The organism is Phenylobacterium sp. (assembly GCF_030697305.1).
GTDB lineage: Bacteria > Pseudomonadota > Alphaproteobacteria > Caulobacterales > Caulobacteraceae > Phenylobacterium.
The window spans coordinates 17,704-34,582 of the sequence record NZ_JAUYQL010000063.1 but is presented as its reverse complement, the minus strand read 5'-3'; the positions used below and the strand labels follow the sequence as shown (position 1 = coordinate 34,582).

13 protein-coding genes are annotated in these 16,879 nt (G+C 66.9%); 9 read left to right on the top strand and 4 right to left on the bottom strand.

What is annotated here, in order from left to right:
• Window positions 1-774: an enoyl-CoA hydratase gene (locus Q8R27_RS07300; RefSeq protein ID WP_305698392.1), complete on the bottom strand. Its 774-nt coding sequence runs from the start codon at window positions 772-774 to the stop codon at window positions 1-3.
• A 450-nt stretch (window positions 775-1,224) separates the two neighbouring features.
• Here Q8R27_RS07300 and Q8R27_RS07295 point away from each other — a divergent pair, with 450 nt between their 5' ends.
• The 4 genes from Q8R27_RS07295 (at window position 1,225) to Q8R27_RS07280 (ending at window position 4,815) form a co-directional block, all read left to right on the top strand.
• Entirely contained in the window at window positions 1,225-2,544 is a 1,320-nt protein-coding gene (locus tag Q8R27_RS07295; protein ID WP_305698391.1) for an aromatic ring-hydroxylating dioxygenase subunit alpha, read from the top strand.
• Window positions 2,545-2,629: 85 nt separating this feature from the next.
• The gene (locus tag Q8R27_RS07290) at window positions 2,630-3,142 is read left to right on the top strand and encodes an aromatic-ring-hydroxylating dioxygenase subunit beta (protein WP_305698390.1); all 513 of its coding nucleotides are present in this window, start codon (window positions 2,630-2,632) and stop codon (window positions 3,140-3,142) included.
• A 93-nt stretch (window positions 3,143-3,235) separates the two neighbouring features.
• Window positions 3,236-4,069 carry an SDR family NAD(P)-dependent oxidoreductase gene (locus Q8R27_RS07285; protein ID WP_305698389.1) on the top strand — a complete coding sequence of 278 codons (834 nt, stop codon included), beginning with the start codon at window positions 3,236-3,238 and terminating at the stop codon, window positions 4,067-4,069.
• A gap of 185 nt (window positions 4,070-4,254) precedes the next feature.
• Entirely contained in the window at window positions 4,255-4,815 is a 561-nt protein-coding gene (locus Q8R27_RS07280; RefSeq protein WP_305698388.1) for a Rieske 2Fe-2S domain-containing protein, read from the top strand.
• 75 nt (window positions 4,816-4,890) lie between these two features.
• Here the strand turns inward: Q8R27_RS07280 and Q8R27_RS07275 are convergent, their stop codons facing one another.
• Entirely contained in the window at window positions 4,891-6,117 is a 1,227-nt protein-coding gene (locus Q8R27_RS07275) for an NAD(P)/FAD-dependent oxidoreductase (protein ID WP_305698387.1), read from the bottom strand.
• Window positions 6,118-6,171: 54 nt separating this feature from the next.
• A complete protein-coding gene (locus Q8R27_RS07270) occupies window positions 6,172-7,071 on the bottom strand; it encodes a DMT family transporter (protein ID WP_305698409.1) in 900 nt (299 codons plus the stop codon).
• Window positions 7,072-7,333: 262 nt separating this feature from the next.
• Between Q8R27_RS07270 and Q8R27_RS07265 the strand changes: the two genes are divergently transcribed.
• Genes Q8R27_RS07265 through Q8R27_RS07255 form a run of 3 tightly spaced genes read left to right on the top strand, consistent with a single transcriptional unit; the run spans window position 7,334 to window position 14,104 of the window.
• The gene (locus tag Q8R27_RS07265) at window positions 7,334-10,642 is read left to right on the top strand and encodes a DUF2126 domain-containing protein (protein ID WP_305698386.1); all 3,309 of its coding nucleotides are present in this window, start codon (window positions 7,334-7,336) and stop codon (window positions 10,640-10,642) included.
• Window positions 10,632-13,166 (top strand): circularly permuted type 2 ATP-grasp protein, encoded by a 2,535-nt coding sequence (locus Q8R27_RS07260; protein ID WP_305698385.1) that lies wholly within the window; start codon window positions 10,632-10,634, stop codon window positions 13,164-13,166. Before Q8R27_RS07265 ends, Q8R27_RS07260 begins: the two co-directional genes overlap by 11 nt.
• Window positions 13,163-14,104: a transglutaminase family protein gene (locus Q8R27_RS07255; RefSeq protein WP_305698384.1), complete on the top strand. Its 942-nt coding sequence runs from the start codon at window positions 13,163-13,165 to the stop codon at window positions 14,102-14,104. The genes Q8R27_RS07260 and Q8R27_RS07255 overlap by 4 nt, the downstream gene beginning before the upstream one ends.
• Before the next feature lie 4 nt (window positions 14,105-14,108).
• Here Q8R27_RS07255 and Q8R27_RS07250 read toward each other — a convergent pair whose 3' ends face one another.
• A complete protein-coding gene (locus Q8R27_RS07250; RefSeq protein ID WP_305698383.1) occupies window positions 14,109-14,891 on the bottom strand; it encodes an N-formylglutamate amidohydrolase in 783 nt (260 codons plus the stop codon).
• Between the two features lie 171 nt (window positions 14,892-15,062).
• On the opposite strand from Q8R27_RS07250, the gene Q8R27_RS07245 reads away from it, so the two are divergent.
• Complete coding sequence (locus tag Q8R27_RS07245; protein WP_305698382.1) at window positions 15,063-15,890, top strand: transglutaminase family protein; 828 nt, start codon at window positions 15,063-15,065, stop codon at window positions 15,888-15,890.
• A gap of 103 nt (window positions 15,891-15,993) precedes the next feature.
• Window positions 15,994-16,734: an SDR family NAD(P)-dependent oxidoreductase gene (locus Q8R27_RS07240; protein ID WP_305698381.1), complete on the top strand. Its 741-nt coding sequence runs from the start codon at window positions 15,994-15,996 to the stop codon at window positions 16,732-16,734.
• Window positions 16,735-16,879 lie beyond the last annotated feature (145 nt).

The following is a 16,879-nucleotide window of genomic DNA, read 5'->3' as shown; positions in this document are numbered from 1 at the left end:
CTAGAGGCCGGCCTGCGTGCGATTGCGCAGGCTGGCCGCTTCCTTGCCGCGGGTGAAGTCCTCCGGCGTCAGCGACTGGGTGAACGCGCGGCTCCGCTCGAGCTCCAGCGCCAGGGCGTCCTTCAGCTCCATTTCGAAGCCGTCGTCGATCAGGCGCTTGTACTCCAGCATCACCTTGCGGTTGGCGCTGGCGAAGTCATGCGCCAGCGCCAGCGCCGCCGGCATCAGTTCATGAGGCTCCACAACCCGGTTGATCAGGCCGAGGTCGAAAGCCCGCTGCGCCTCGAAGAAGTTGCCGGACAGAGAAATCTCCTTGGCCCGTTGCGGCCCAACCTGGCGCGACAGGCGCTGGGAGATGCCCCAACCTGGCAGCAGCCCGACCCGCACATGGGTGTCGGCGAACTTGGCGTTGGTCGAGGCGATTATGATGTCGCAGGCCAGCATGATCTCCATGCCGCCGGTGATGCACAGGCCATTGACCGCCACGATGATCGGCTTGCGGCACTGGTCGATGGCGGCGGCGGGGTTCTCGTCCGGCGCGGCAAGCTGGCCGCGCCGCTCGGCGGCCTCCTTCAGGTCCATGCCGGCGGTGAACGCGCGATCGCCTGCGCCAGTGAGGATGATCGCCCCGCAGCTCTCGTCGGCATCCAGATCGTGCAGAGCATGATGCAGCGCCCTGCGCAGCTCGCCCGACAGCGCGTTCAGCTTCTCCGGTCGGTTCAACGTCAGGATCGCGACGGCTCCGTCACGTTCGATCAACAGCGTCTGACTCATTCCCTCGGGCTCCAATTTGCACAGTCGTGCGCTGACTGTGATGCGGCGGCGACCCGCCGGCAAGTGCCTGGCTGAGCCGCAGGGGTGATCCTGCCTGCGGTCTTTGCCCCATACGTTCGCGCTCCTTTGACGCTACGTGAACGCGAAGGTTATTGACAATGGTCCAACCATTGTCGAAAGCTATGCTCCGGTGAGGCGAACGACGCCGCAGAGCGTCGACGAGTCATGACCGGCCAGGAGGAGACGTTGGCCGGCGCGCACTCCGCATCCCATGACTGTTCCGGCGTCGAACGGCGCAAGGCGCAGGATCGTGGGTCGGCGCGCAGCGCTGGACACCCCTTTTCACTAGCCGGGCTCATGTCTCCGTCGCCAATGATATGGCCGCTCCGCAAGGAGTGTGACCAAAGCGAGATCAACGCTGGCGCGTGCGCAGCGATGGAGGAGGCGTCAATGCCGGATTTTGGTGGCAATGCAGCGGGTCTGATCATCGATGACCGGGAATCCGGGATCTTCCGGGTTCATCGCAGCGCATTCATCGACGACGACATCCTGAAACTCGAACGCGAGCGGATCTTCGACAAGTCCTGGCTGTTCGCCGGCCACATCTCGGAGTTCCCCAAGCCCGGCGACTTCATCACCCGTAACGTCGGCGGCCGGCCGATCATCCTGGTGACCAGCGATGACGGCGAGATCCGCGCGCTGATGAACACCTGCCGTCACCGGGGGAATCTGGTGTGCCGCGAGCACAAGGGCTCGAACGCCGAGGTGTTCCGCTGCTTCTACCATGGCTGGATCTACAACACGCGCGGCGAGCTGAAAGGCATCCCGGGCGAAGAGGCCTATAGCGAAGCGTTCGACCGTGAATCCCTGGGCCTTGAGCCGGCGCCCAAGATGCACAACCACCGCGGCTGTATCTTCATCAGCTTCGATCCCGACATGGAGGACTTCGAGTCCTACATGGGGCCCGACGCGCTCATGGTCATCGACAACACGCTGAACCTCGGCGACATGGAGTTCGTCGAAGGCCACTTCAAATATTCGATGCGGGCCAACTGGAAGCTACTCGTCGAGAACAGCATGGACGGCTACCACGCCGCCTTCACCCACGAGCGCTTCTTCACCCATTGGCTGCCCAGCATGGGCCTGGGTGGCGGTGGTGGGCCGATGACCCCTCAACCGACGCCGCCGAATGACGGCAAGCGGCGCGGCGCGCAACCGATGGGCAACGGCCATGTGACGACCGCATGGCCGACCAGCGACCGGCCTATCAGCGGGCAGGCCTCGTATCTGGAGAAGTTCGCCGGGGCCGAGCTTGAGCAGTTCCGCGAGGGGCTGGTGAAGAAACACGGCGATGAGAACGCCCGGATGATCGAAGGGCGGGCCGGCAACTACCTGATCTTCCCGAACCTGCTGATCATCGACGGCTGGTGCGTATTCCGCACCTTCTATCCGACCAGCCCGGACTACATGGAGATCAGCGGTTGGGCGGCCATGCCGAAGGAGGACTCGCCTGGACTGCGCAAGGCGCGCCTCGACTGGTACCTGGGCTTCCAGGGTCCGGGCGGCTTCGCCACCCCGGACGACGTCGAAGGCCTCGAAGGCTGCCAGATGGGGTTTGCGACCCACAAGGAAGTCGAGTGGTCGGACATCTCGCGCGGCATGAAGGGCAACACCAAAGGCGGTCCCACCGAGTTGCAGATGCGCGTCTTCTGGCGCGAATGGGAGGCCCGCCTCACCACCGGACAACACGCCGAGTACACTGGCGACTAGAAAAGCATGCCGACCCGGGGCTAGGATCAGCCGCGGCCCCGGGGCGGCGAACCACGCAACAAACCTGATTGGGGAGGATCTAGCCTTGGCGACGGCCACACTGAACCGAGAACAAGTCACTGTCACACGGCAGGAAATCGAAGAATGGCTCTACGCCGAGGCGGAGATGCTGGACACCTGGAACCTCAACGAATGGCTGGCGCTGTTCGATGAGGAACGCGGCAGCTTCTACATCCCGGCCACCGACGCGCCCTACAGCGACCACAACACCGCGCTGTTCCTGATCGCCGACGACATGCCGAAGCTGAAGTCGCGCGTCGCGCAGCTGCTGAGCGGCGTGACCTGGGCCGAGAACCCGCAGTCGCGCACCCGCCACATGATCAGCAACGTGCGGATCAAGGGCTGGGAAGACGACATGCTGATCGTCAAGGCCAACTTCGTGGTCTACCGCATGCGCTTCCAGAACATCGACCCGTACATCGGCGAGTACACCTACAAGCTGCTGCCGCGGAACGGCTCGTTCAAGATCGCCGAACGTCGCGCCATCCTGGACCTCGAGGCCCTGCGCCCGCACGGCAAGGTCAGCTTCATCGTCTAAGACACCCCGATCGCGATGCGCCGGCGCGTCCTGCACGCGCCGGCGCAGACGTGAGCGAAACCCAGTTCAGACCCACGTCAGGATTTCCATCGGATGCAGCGCGCGCCAAGACTGGCCGGCAAGGTCGCTATCGTCACCGGAGCCAGCCGAGGGCTCGGTCAGCACTGCGCCATGATGTACGCCGCCGAGGGGGCCAAGGTCGTCGTGGTGGGGCGTAACGCCAAAGAGAATCCGATGCGCCTGCCCGGCACCGTCTTCCAGACGGCCGAGGCGATCGAGGAGTTCACCGGCGGCCAGGCCTTGGCGATCGTCTGCGACGTGACCGACGAAGCGGCCGTGGAGAGCATGGTCGACCAGGTGCTCGACCGTTGGGGCCGCATCGACGTGCTGCTCAACAACGCCGCCTATGTGATGCCGGAAGGTGAAGGCGTCGCCGGCATACCGCTGCGCCTTTTCGACCAGATGCTGCAGGTCAACGTGCTGGCGGCCTTCCACGTGATCCGCGCCGTCCTGCCGGCCATGCAGGCCAAGCGCTTCGGCAACATCATCAACGTCTCGGGACGCTCCCGCACCCGCGGCTCACCGCTGGAGGCGACCAAGGCGGCGATGGAGACGCTGACCATCGGACTGGCCGACGAGCTGAAGGTGGACGGCGTGGCGGTGAACAGCCTGCGCCCCTTCGGTTTCGTCGACACCCCGGGCGTGTTGCTGAACAGCGAAGTAAAGCCCAGCGACCTGACGCCGGCCTACAGCTACCTGGACGCGGCCGTGCTGCTCGCCATGCAGACCGCCGACACCTACACCGGCAACGTCAAGACCGACGCCGAAATCATCCGTGAGCTCTCGGACGCCGCCACCCTGCAGCGCTACGCGGAGATCAATCCGCCGGCCTGGAGCGCCTCGCTGCAGCCGGCGGGCGCGCGCTGAAACGCTGAAAGCCTGAGTGTTCCCGCCTGGAGCAAGGCGGGGCGACAGGCTCGTGCGCTTCTGTTAAGTGCAGGCTGATCGGTATCCTAGACACCATCAACGACAGTAGGGTCCGCGCGACCTGAGTAACCTCAATCCACCAGGGGAGGCCTATGACTTGGCTAACTGACAGACTGACGAAAGCCATGGCTGAGAAGGGCGTGAACGTCGACACCGTCGCGCGCCAGCTCGCCCTGGAGCGTTCGCGTCTGAACACCTTCATCGCCGGCACGGCCATTCCGAACGAGAACACCTCCAAGCGGCTCGCCAAGTACTTCGGCGAGGACCCCCAGGAGTGGATCGACAACGTCGACAAGCGCGACGACGGCAAAGTGACCATTTCCAGTCTGCCGACCGACTTCATCAAGGTCGCCAAGACCTCGGAGATCGCCGAGGAGGATATGAAGATCGTCTTCCACGACCTGGTGGTGATCGCCAATGCGGAAGGCAATTTCTATGCGTTCGGCAATGTCTGCCCGCACGCCGCCGGCCCGATCGGCGAAGGCTTCCTGGAAGGCTGCATCGTCGAATGCCCGTGGCACGCCGGCCGCTGGGACGTGCGCACCGGCAAGGCCCTGACCTTGCTGGCCACCGCCGACATCCCGATGTTCGATCTGCGGATCGTCGGCGACGATATCGAGATCAAGGTCAGCGAAGCCGCCCTCAAACAGGGCGTGGTCTCCGCCGCCGGCCCCGATCCCGCCTGACAGGCGCCGCATCGCTGGAATGAAGAAAGGCGCCCCTGTCACCAGGGGCGCCTTTTGTCTGGGTCGGACAGCCCGCTAGAGCAGGCTGCGCAGTCCGACCGCGGGATCGGCGAGTTGCGCCTCGCGCCCTGACAGATCGGTCTTCTTCATGATCATCCGCCGCACGATCGAATATTCGCGTGCAGGGGTGTTGATCGCAAAGAACGCGGTCACCCGACCCTCCTTCAGGTACATGATCATGAACGAGTTGTCGGCGAGCTCGCCACGACGCACCTGGGCGTCGTGATCGTGCTCGTCGCCGGCGAACTCCAGGTGGATGTCGAAGATGTCCGACCACACATAGGCCAACAGCTCGTAGACCTCCGCGCCCCCGGCCATGTTGAGGCCCGCGACCCGGCCGCTCTGCTCGGCGTGGCCCCAATGCTCCGCGCGACGGCGGCGATGGAACAGGGCGTCGAAGTAGTTTGTCACGTCTCCGGCGGCGTAGATGTGCGGGTCGGAGGTGCGCATGTTCTCGTCGACGATGATCCCGTCGTTGACCTCCAGCCCCGCGGCCAACGCCAATTCGACGTTTGGACGGATGCCGACGCCGATGCAGACCAGATCGCATTCCAGAACGTCGCCGGTATTGGTGATCACCGCGTCGACGCGCCCCTCGCCCCGGAACTCGCTGACCAGGGTGGAGTAGCGGAACTTAACGCCCTTGGCCGTGCAGTAGCCCGAGACGTAGTCGGCGAGGTCGGCGTTGCCGAGCCGTTCCCAGATGCGCGGCAGGGCCTCGATCACCGTCACGTCGACGTCGCGCTTGCGCAGGGTCGCGGCCACTTCCAGGCCGATGAAGCCGCCGCCGATGATGATCGCCTTACGGCCGGGCTGAGCCGCCGCCGCGATGGCGTCGGCGTCCGCCGCGGTGCGCAGATAATGGATGCCCGTCAGGCTCGAGCCCGGCAGGTCGAGCTGCACTGGGCGACCGCCTGTGGCGATCATCGCCTTCTCGTAGTGGATCTGCTCACCGCCGGCCAAGGTCGCGGTCTTGGCCTTGGGATCGATCGCGGTGACCTCCTGGGACAGGGCGCACTCAACCTTCAGGCCCACTAGCTGCTCTGTGTCGCCCAGCGAGATCTCATCGATCGTCTTGACGCCCTGCAGATATTCCTTCGACAGCGGCGGCCGGTCATACGGGGGCACCGGCTCGTCGCAGGCGATCAGGATCGAGCCGTCGGTATCGACGGTGCGGATCTGTTGCGCGGCTCGGATCGAGGCAAGGCCGCCCCCGATCAACAGGTATTTCACGTCGCGCATCACCACCCCTGTTCAGGCTTGGAAACCTGCATGTTCGTTCTCCTCCAACGCATATTATTCCGTTCCCTGAGCGACTTGCGCCGCCGCCGCCCGCTTCGAGACGTGGTGTTCCCACAGCGTGATGAACAGGGTTGAGGCGACGATGATCGCCGCACCGACGATTGTCCAGGCGTCCGGCAGCTCGTTGAAAAACACGAAACCCACGAGGGCGGCGAACACCAGCCGCGTGTAGTCGATGGGGGCCATGGCGGCCGCGTCGCCAACCTGCAGGCCGCGGATGAACAGCGCCTGGTTGATCGTCCCAAACACGCCCATCAGCGACAGCAGCGCAAGGTCGGGCCAGGTCGGCCAGCGCCAGGTCAGCACCGCGCCTGGGATGGCTAACACCGCGCCCAGAAAAGCCGCCCAGACCATCACCACCATCGGGCTGTGGTCCTGGGTGAGGATCTTCATGCCCGCCACGCTGAACGCCAACAGAAACGAGGCCGCCAGCATCGCCAGCGCCGGCAAGCCGACCGAATTCCCGCCCCCCATGCTGTGCCCCAGCATCACCAGAACGCCGACGAAGCCCACGGTCACCGCGCCGATGCGCAGCGGACCGACGTATTCGCGCATCACCACCGCGGCCAGGATCGTCACCCAAAGGCTGCGGGTGAAGGACAGCGCATTGGCCTCCGCCAGCGGCATCTTCTGGAAGGCGTAGAACGTGAGCGTGAGGCCGGAAACGGTCATCACCGAGCGTGACAGCACCATCAATGGCCGGGTGGTGTAGAACACGCTGACGCCGCGCCGCAGGATGAACGGCACGAGGATCAGCAGCATGGACGCCTGCCGATAGAAGGCCTGCAGCGGGGCCGGGTAGTCATCGCCCAGTAACTTGATCAGCGACGTCATGATGGTGAACGTCAGCGACGCGCCCAGCATCCACAGGGCCCCGCGCGTGTTGCCGCTCAGCCCGGAACCAAAGGGACGCTTCAGCGTCCTGCTCCGCAGTGTCCGACGATCATGTGCCGTCCCTTACCCAAGGTCGCCTCCCATAGCCTTCGAAACTCTCCGGGGCCACCCGGAACAGGCCGATGAGCTACGGCGCTGGAAAGCCTGGAACGAGATGGGAAGCGGCGCCGTCACGCCCTGCGCGCGTCAGACCCGCCCTTAAGATGGGCAAGTTCGGCCAAGGACCTGTTTTGCGGCCCCTATCCGTGCGGTCCGCGTTACGGTGGGCGCACTCGCAGCTTCCCAGAAGGAGATCGTCCTGTCGGCGCTCATCGGCCTGCACCACGCCACCCGCTACCGCTACGATCGTCCGGTGGAGCTCGGCCCGCACATCGTGCGCCTGCGTCCGGCTCCCCACTGCCGCACGCGGATCGCCAGCTATTCGCTGAAGATCACGCCCGCCAACCACTTCATCAACTGGCAGCAGGACCCCCACGGCAACTGGCTGGCCCGGCTCGTGTTCCCCGAGCGGACGCGGGAGTTCAGCGTCACCGTCGACCTGACCGCCGACATGACAGTGGTCAATCCGTTCGACTTCTTCGTCGAGCCCTACGCCGAGGTGCTGCCGTTCCGCTACACCGACGATCTCGCCGCCGACCTGACGCCCTATCGCGAGGTGGCTGAGGATGGCCCCAGGGTCGATACGCTGGTCGCCAGCCTGCCGATCGACGGCGCGCGCACCGTGGACTTCCTGGTCGGCCTGAACGCCCAGCTCGCCCGCGAAGTGCGCTACCTGGTGCGCCTTGAGCCCGGCGTGCAGACCCCGGACGAGACCCTGGCGCTTGCCTCGGGGTCATGCCGCGACAGCGCCTGGCTGCTGGTTCAGGTGGCGCGCAAGCTGGGCCTCGCGGCGCGTTTCGTGTCCGGCTACCTGGTCCAACTCAAGGCCGACATCGACCCGATCGAGGGGCCGCTGGGCACGCGGACCGACTTCACCGACCTGCACGCCTGGGCCGAGATCTATCTGCCGGGCGCGGGCTGGATCGGCTTCGACGTCACTTCCGGCCTGCTGTGCGGTGAGGGCCATCTGCCGCTCGCCGCCTCCCCGCATTACCGCTCGGCGGCGGCGATCACCGGCGGCGTCGAGCCGGCCGAGACCACCTTCGACTTCGAGATGACGCTGACGCGCCTGGTGGATCCGATCCGCATCACCCGGCCATTCGAGGATGCGGCCTGGGCCGAGCTCGAGGCTGTGGGCGAGCGGGTGGAAAAGGACCTGCAGGACCAGGACGTGCGCCTGACCATGGGCGGCGAGCCGACCTTCGTGTCGATCGACGACTTCGAAGCCGCCGAGTGGAACACCGATGCGTCCGGCCCGACCAAGCCGGTGATCGCAGCCCAACTGCTGCAACGGCTGAAGACCCGCTTCGGCAAGGGCGGCATGCTGCACTACGGCCAGGGCAAGTGGTATCCGGGCGAGCCCCTGCCACGCTGGGCGCTTGGCCTGTTCTGGCGGCGCGACGGTCAGCCCGTGTGGCGGGGCGAGATCGCGCCGGCCGACGCGCCGCCGACGCCGCTGGCCAACATCGCCGACGCCTCCACCCTGATCCAGCGTTTGGCCGGGAGGCTGGGTCTGGATCCCGCCAACGTGCTGCCAGCCCGTGAAGACCCGTTGAACGCCATTAAGGCCGAAGCCGACCTTCCCGAGGACGTCGTGCTGGACGATGCGGCGCTCGACGACGCCGCGGCCCGTTTGCGGCTGCGCAAGGCGATGGAAGGCGGACTGTCCAAGGCCGTGGGCTATGTGCTGCCGCTACGGCGCGCCATGACCAAGTCGGAGGGCGAAGGCTGGGTCAGCGAGGCCTGGCGGTTCAAGCGCGAGCGGCTGTTCCTGATCGCGGGCGATTCCCCGGTCGGCCTGCGCCTGCCGCTGGACTCCCTGCCGGAGGTGAAGCCCAAGGACTATCCGCACATCACGCCGGTGGACCCCTACGAGGTGCGCGGGCCCTTGCCGAATCTGGACTTGATCTACCAGACATTCGGGCCGGCGGTGCGTCAGCCCAAGCCGCGCAAGACGCCGATCGTGCGCACCGCGCTGTCGATCGAGCCGCGTGACGGCTGGCTCTATGTGTTCATGCCGCCGGTGGCGCGCTTGGAGGACTATCTGGAGCTCGTCGCTCACCTGGACGTCGCCGCCGACGGCTTGCCGATCCGCATCGAAGGTTACCCCCCGCCCGACGACCTGCGCATGGCGGTGTTGAAGGTCACGCCCGACCCCGGGGTCATCGAGGTCAACGTCCACCCGGCCGCCACCTGGCGCGAGGCCGTCGAGATAACCACCGGCGTCTATGAGGACGCGGTCGCTTGCCGGCTGGGCGCCGACAAGTTCATGACCGACGGTCGCCACGCCGGCACCGGCGGCGGCGCGCATGTGGTGGTTGGCGGCTCCAGTCCCGAGAACTCGCCGTTCCTGCGCCGGCCGGATGTATTGAAGAGCCTGCTGCTCTACTGGCAGCGCCATCCCTCGCTGTCTTACCTGTTCTCCGGCCTGTTCGTCGGCCCGACCAGCCAGGCGCCCCGCATCGACGAGGCGCGCCACGACGCGCTGTATGAACTCGACATCGCGCTCTCGATGATCCCCGGGCCGGACGAGAAGCCGCCTGCCCCGTGGCTGGTGGACCGGTTGCTTCGCAACTTGTTGGTCGATGTCAGCGGCAACACCCATCGCACCGAGATCTGCGTCGACAAGCTCTACTCGCCCGATGGCCCTGCCGGCCGCCTGGGCCTGCTGGAATTCCGCGGCTTCGAGATGCCGCCGGACGCGCGCATGAGCCTGGCCCAGCAACTGCTGATCCGCGCGCTCGTCGCCTGGTTCTGGCGCGAGCCGCAGACCGGCTCGCTGGTCCGCTGGGGCACCGCTCTGCACGACCGGTTCATGCTGCCGCACTTCGTGTGGGGCGACTTCATGGACGTCCTCGCTGACCTGAACCGCGCCGGCTACGCGTTCGATTCGCAGTGGTATGAGGCCCAGCGGGCGTTCCGCTTCCCGATCCACGGCCAGGTGCAATATGGCGGCGTGACGCTGGAGGTGCGCCATGCGCTGGAGCCCTGGTACGTGCTAGGTCAGGAAAGCTCGAACTCGGCCACGGTGCGGTTCGCCGATTCGTCGGTCGAGCGGCTGCAGATCACCGCGCGCGGGTTTAACCCTGACCGCTACACGATCACCTGCAACGGCCGGGCCCTGCCGATGACGCCGACCGGCATCTCGATGGAGGCGGTGGCCGGCGTCCGCTACAAGGCCTGGAAGCTCGCCAATGGCCTGCACCCCACCTTGCCGGTCGACGCGCCGCTCACCTTCGATATCATCGACCGCGGGAACAACCGCTCGATCGGCGGTTGCGTCTACCACGTCAGCCATCCGGGCGGGCGCAACTACGAGACCTTCCCGGTGAACTCCTATGAAGCCCAGGCCCGTCGCAAGGCCCGCTTCGAGGAGCAGGGGCATAGTCCTGGCGTGGTGTCGCCGCCGCGTCCGGAGCCGACCGTGGAGTTTCCAATGACGCTCGATTTGAGGATGCCCCTTGGCCACTGACGCGCCCATCGCGGTCCGCCGCCGGGAGGACCTGAAGCCCGCCGCCGCCGACCGATTGTCGAGTTGGCTGCGGAACTACAAACCCCTGCCCGGCGTACCGGACGAGCTGTTCGACCGCACCGGGCGGCCGCGCGACTACTGGCTGAGCTTCCTGGGCGAGTTCGCCGAGTATCCGCAGGCCGAGTTCGAGAACCGCTTCAGCCTGGCGACGCGGCATATCCGCGACACCGGCGTGACCTATCGCATCTACGGCGAGGAGAACGAACGCAGTTGGCCGCTCAGCCCGATGCCGCTGATCCTCAGCCAGGGAGAGTGGGCGCAGATCGCCGAGGGCGTCGAGCAGCGGGCCAACCTCATCGAGGCGCTGTTGCAGGACTTCTACGGCGAGGGCGCGCTGGTCGCGGAAGGGGCTCTGCCGGCCGCCGCCCTGACCGGCAGCGCCGATTTCGTGCGCGCCATGCGCGGGGTGAAGCCGCCTGGCGGTCGCTTCCTGCAGCTCTACGCCGCCGACCTTGGCCGCGGCCCTGACGGACGCTGGTGGGTGCTGGACGACCGCACCCAGGCGCCTTCAGGCGCCGGCTACGCGCTGGAGAGCCGGCTGGTGCTCTCGCGCGCCTATCCGAATCTCTACAACGCGATGAACGTGCAGCGTCTGGCGCCGTTCTTCGACGGACTGCGCAAGGGTCTGGCGGCCACCGCCGAGCGCGACGATCCGCGCATCTGCCTGCTGACCCCTGGCCCGTTCAGCGAAACCTATTTCGAACAGGCCCACCTCGCCCGCTATCTCGGTTTCCTGCTGGTCGAGGGCGACGACCTGGTGGTGCGCGACGGCCGCGTGTACGTGCGGACCATCGCCGGCCTCAAGCGCGCGGACGTCATCCTGCGCCGTGTCGACGCTGACTTCATCGACCCGTTGGAGTTGAACAGCGCCTCGCACCTGGGCGTGCCCGGCCTGCTCGAGGCGATCCGTTCGGGCGGCGTGGCCGTGTTGAATATTCCGGGCTCCGGGGTGCTGGAGTCCAAGGCGCTGCTAGGCTTCCTGCCCAAGCTCTGCCGCCGCCTGCTGGGCGAAGAGCTGAAGATGCCCAATGTCGCCACGTGGTGGTGCGGTCAGCCGATGGAGCGCGCGCTGGTCGAGCGCAACCTCGAGAACCTGGCGATCGCGCCGGCCTTCAACGTGCCGGGCACGTTGGCCGCCATGGCCAAGCCCAGGCTGGTCGCCAGCATGTCGGCCGCCGAGAAGGCCGAGTTCCTGGCCCGACTCAACGACCGCCCCGGCGACTATGTCGGCCAGGAGGTGGTGCGCCTGTCGACCACGCCGGTGCTGCGCGACGGCAGGCTGGAGCCCGCGCCGTTTGTGCTGCGGGTCTACGCCGCGATGACGCCGGATGGCATGAAGGTGATGCCCGGCGGCTTCTGCCGAACCTCCGACCACCCCGACGTGCGCGCCATCTCCATGGGCGAGGACGCGCGGACCAACGACGTGTGGGTGATCTCCGATCGTCCCGTAGAGCGCGTCACCCTGATGGCCAGCACCGAGGACGTGAAGGTGCGCCGCATCCTGGGGCATCTGCCCAGCCGCGCGGCCGACAACCTGTTCTGGCTGGGCCGCTACATCGAGCGCGCCGAGGCGACGCTGCGCCTGGTCCGCAGCCTGTGCACCAGCCTGATGGACTCGGAGTCGGCCACCCACAGCGCCGGCGAGACGCTGGCCATCCTGCAGAAGCTGCTGATCGAGTGGGGCGCGCTGGATGAGAAGGCCCTGGGCCGCCGGGCGATCGACGCCGGGCGCGACACCCTGCACGACGACAAGGCCTACGGTTCGGTGGTCAGCCTCGTGCGCTCCGCCCGGCGCACCGCGGCCAGCATGCGCGAACGGCTGTCGGCCGACTTCTGGACCCTGCTGATCAACCTCGAGGCCAGCCTGGTCGAGGGCGCCCACGAACTGCTGTCCGAGGCCGAGGTGCTGCAGCAGGTGGAAAACGCCCTGCAGATCCTGGCCGCGCTTTCTGGTCTCGCGCAGGAGAACATGAACCGTGTCGCCGGCTGGCGCTTCCTCGACATGGGCAGGCGCATCGAGCGTGGGGTGAACACCTGTCGTTTCACCCGAGCCCTGGCGCATGAAGAGGCGACCATCGACGACCTCGACCTGTTGCTCGACCTGGCCGACAGCCAGATCACCTATCGGGCGCGCTATCTGGTCGGTCTGGCGCTGGCGCCGGTGCGCGACATGGTGGTGCTGGATCCGTTCAACACCCGTTCGCTCGCGTTCCAGGTGGAGACCCTGAAGCAGCATCTCGACGTGCTGCCGGCGTTGCAGGACGACGGCATGCTGGAGGAGCCGGACCGCGTGTTGCTGAACCTGGCCGCCCAGGTGGAGACCGAGACCGCCGCCCGCATCAACACTGAGAAGATGATCGCCTTCGAGCTGGCGCTGATGCGGCTCTCCGACGCCATCGGCGAGCGCTTCTTCCTGCGCGGCGCCAATGCGGTGCCGACCGCAAAGCTCGCCGGGCTGGCGTGATCTACAACCTGCGCCACCGCACGACCTACACCTACGAATCCGCGGTGTCGTTCGCGCGCTGTGTGCTTCGCCTGACGCCCCAGTCGTCGCCGGCCCAGACCGTGCTGGAGAGCTCGCTGGCGGTGACGCCGAGGCCGTCGAATGTCATCGAGCGCACCGGCGCGTTCGGCGAGCACACGCTGACGGCGGTGATCGAGGAGCCTCACCTGGCGCTGGTCATCGAGGCGAGGTCCCGCGTCGACGTTCATGCGCCCAGCCTGCAGCTCACGACCCCCAGTCCGTCGTGGGACGAGGTGCGCAAGCGCAGCGTGCGCAACGCCGATCTCGGTCCGGACAGCCCGGCGGCCTACCTCTATCCGACGCGCCGCACGCCGATCGTCGCCGAGATCACCGAATATGCGCGGCCGAGTTTCGCCGAGGGCCGCCCGATCATGGAAGCCGCCGGCGAGCTGATGACCCGGATGTACGCGGACTTCACCTATGATTCGAAGGCGACGACGGTCTCCACTCTGGCGCAGGAGGCGTTCAAGGCCCGCCGCGGCGTGTGCCAGGACTTCGCGCACATCATGATCAGCGGCCTGAAGGGTCTGGGCTTGCCGGCCGCTTACGTCAGCGGCTACCTGCGTACGATCCCGCCGCCCGGACAGGCCCGCCTGGAGGGCGCCGACGCAACGCACGCCTGGACGGCGGTTTGGTGCGGCGAAGGCCTGGGCTGGGTGGGCTTCGATCCCACCAACGGAATCCTCGCGCAGAACGACCACATCGTCCTGGCGCGCGGCCGCGACTATTCGGACGTGGCGCCGATCGACGGCATCATCCTGGCGCCCGGCGAACAGACCCTGAAGGTCGAGGTCGACGTGATCCCGGAGGACGAACTGGTCGCCGCCATGCGGGCCGGCGGCATGCGTTCGCCGGTGGGGTTGGGCACCCTGCTCTGACCGATCAGGTGGGCGATGCGGCGCCCGTCCGCTGCAGCGCCCTGGGCAACAGCGCAGCGACCATGTCCGTCACCGACTGGAGGCCCGCGGCGTCCGCCAGCAGGTCGTGGCGGACCTCCAGCTCCAGGTAGTCGAGCCCGCGCGCATCGGCGTGAAACGGGATGGTGTAGTCCACCTCGTCCATCCGGTAAGGCAGGTTGTCGCCGACCGCGTCGCCGTGCGCCTCGACCAGCAGCGCGAGCACCGCGGCGGAGAACGCCGAGTCTCCACGGTGCAGCACGCCATAGCGCCAGGGGCGGTCGAACCCCGCCATCCGCGGCGTGAAGCTGTGCAGCGCAACCAGCACCGTCGGCAGGCCCTTGCGCGCGCGATCATCAAGTTCATAGGCGATGGCGGCCTGGTAAGGCGCATGGATCGCCCGCTCGCGCGCCCGCGCAGCCTCAGGCGTCAGATCGACGTTGCCGGGGATCACGGTCTCGTCGCTGACCGGCGGGATTGCGTCGGCCCGCGCCGGGTCCCGGTTGGAATCGATGACCAGCCGTGAGTAGCGTTGGCTCAGGAAGCAAGCATCGAGCGCCGCCGAAAGACGCACGCCGAGTTCGGCGACGCCAAGGTCCCAGGCGATGTGCCGCTCCATATCCGCAGCCGACACGCCCAACCCGTTGAGACTGCGCGGGACCGCCCGTCCTGCATGGTCGCCGACCAGCAGGAATGGAGATGCTGCGCCTGGGTTCAAGACCAGGGCGGGGGCGGGCTCGTCCGGCGTCAGGAGCGGCTTCGAAGACATTCAGGGTGTGAACTCCGACTGGCGCGCCGGCGCCTGGAAACCGGCCAGCGCAGCCCGTGAACGCTGCAGCGGCACGCGCGCTGGCCGCCTCCGACTACAGAGTGGCGGTCGCTGTGCAACCTGTTTCGCATTTCCGCCTTGCCCCAGCATGACCAGCGAAGGGGGAACATCATGCGGATAAGCGCTGGATACGAGATCACCTTCGACTGCCCGGCGCCCACGCCGATGCTGCTGCAGCTCAGCGTGCATCCTTCGCGCGTCGGAGACCTCGAGACGTCGGATGTCATGGTCACCGACCCCATGGTGTCGGTGAGCCAGTACCACGACCTGTTCGGCAATTTCGTCAGCCGCATCCTGGCCCCGGCTGGACGCATCGTCCTGCGCAACCGCTTCGTGATCCGCGACAGCGGCGCACACGATGCGCCGCTGCCCGAAGCCGGCCAATTGCCGGTCGAAGACCTGCCGGACGACGTGGTGCTCTACCTTCTGGGCAGCCGTTACTGCGAGACGGATCAGCTCTCGAACCTCGCCTGGACGCTGTTCGGCGGCGTCGCGCCAGGATCGGCCCGGGTGCAGGCGATCCTTGACTATGTGCACCGCCACATCACTTTCGGCTACGAACACGCGCGTGCGACCAAGACCGCCCTCGAGGCCCATGAGGAGCAATTCGGCGTCTGCCGCGACTTCGCCCACCTGGCGATCACCCTGTGCCGGTGCATGAACATCCCCGCCCGCTACTGCACCGGCTATCTCGGCGACATCGGGGTGCCGATCTCGCCGGCGCCGATGGATTTCAGCGCCTGGTTCGAGGTCTACCTGGATGGCGCCTGGCGTACCTGCGACGCACGCCACAACACGCCGCGCATCGGCCGCGTGCTGATGGCCCGAGGGCGCGACGCCACGGATGCGGCGATCTCCACCGCCTTCGGCACGGCCTTCCTGGCCGGGTTCATGGTGATCACCGACGAACTGCCGGAACGTCAGAGTGCGTCCCTGTAGATCTCCTCCCCTCACGCGCGGCGTGGCGCTGTTGCATTTGCAGTTGACCGCCTCCCCCGACTGATCGAAGGCCCGACCGTCACGCGGTCAAAAGGGGATTTCGGTGAAGGATCTGGATTTCAGCGGCAAGCGCGCTCTGGTGGTCGGCGGTTCGAGCGGCATCGGCAACGGCGTCGCTCACGCCTTCCTGGACAGAGGCGCTGTTGTCCACGTCACCGGCACGCGCGCTTCGGCGGACCAGTACGACCCGGCCTCGGGATCCGACCTGACAGGCCTGAACTACAGCCAGCTCAACGTGTCAGACACCTCGGCGGTGGAATCCTGGACGCCGACGTTCGATAGCCTCGACATCCTCGTGCTGTGCCAGGGCGTGGTGGAGTATCGCCGCGCGGAGTTCCAGATGGAGACCTTCCGGCGTGTGGTCGAGGTCAACCTGAACAGCCTCATGGCCTGTGCGGTGAAGTTCCAGCCGATGCTGGCCAAAGCCAAGGGCAGCCTGATCACCGTGTCGTCCGCTGGCGGCATCCGCACCACCCGCGGCAACCCGGCCTACGCCGCGTCGAAGGCCGGCGTGATCCACCTGACCGCCACCCTCGCCGACGCCTGGGCCGGCCAGGGCATCCGCGTGAACGGTGTGGCGCCGGGCCTGGTCGCGACCAAGATGACCGAGGTGACCGTCGCCGATCCGGAGCGCCTGGCCGAACGCCTCAAGGGCATCCCGATCGGGCGGCTGGGCGAGATCAGGGAGATCGCCGGCGTCGTCCTGTTCCTGGCCTCTCCGCTGTCGGGCTATGTGGTTGGCCAGACCATCGTCAGCGACGGGGGCCGCACGCTCTCTTCTTGAGGTCGCAAGCGCGGTGCGACGCTACCCCGCTTTCCATCCTGCGACAGATCGCCCGCAGTCCACACTTGTTGGCGCACTTTTAACGTCGATCCACCTAGGGTCGTCACGTGCAAAGTTTGACCTCTATAAGTGAAAACCCCAGCGC

What these genes read in the sequence shown, in the direction of transcription:
- Q8R27_RS07300 (WP_305698392.1), bottom strand. Translation starts at nt 774, where the DNA reads ATGAGTCAGACGCTGTTGATCGAACGTGACGGAGCCGTCGCGATCCTG.
- Q8R27_RS07295 (WP_305698391.1), top strand. Translation starts at nt 1,225, where the DNA reads ATGCCGGATTTTGGTGGCAATGCAGCGGGTCTGATCATCGATGACCGG.
- Q8R27_RS07285 (WP_305698389.1), top strand. Translation starts at nt 3,236, where the DNA reads ATGCAGCGCGCGCCAAGACTGGCCGGCAAGGTCGCTATCGTCACCGGA.
- Q8R27_RS07280 (WP_305698388.1), top strand. Translation starts at nt 4,255, where the DNA reads ATGGCTGAGAAGGGCGTGAACGTCGACACCGTCGCGCGCCAGCTCGCC.
- Q8R27_RS07275 (WP_305698387.1), bottom strand. Translation starts at nt 6,117, where the DNA reads ATGCGCGACGTGAAATACCTGTTGATCGGGGGCGGCCTTGCCTCGATC.
- Q8R27_RS07250 (WP_305698383.1), bottom strand. Translation starts at nt 14,891, where the DNA reads ATGTCTTCGAAGCCGCTCCTGACGCCGGACGAGCCCGCCCCCGCCCTG.
- Q8R27_RS07245 (WP_305698382.1), top strand. Translation starts at nt 15,063, where the DNA reads ATGCGGATAAGCGCTGGATACGAGATCACCTTCGACTGCCCGGCGCCC.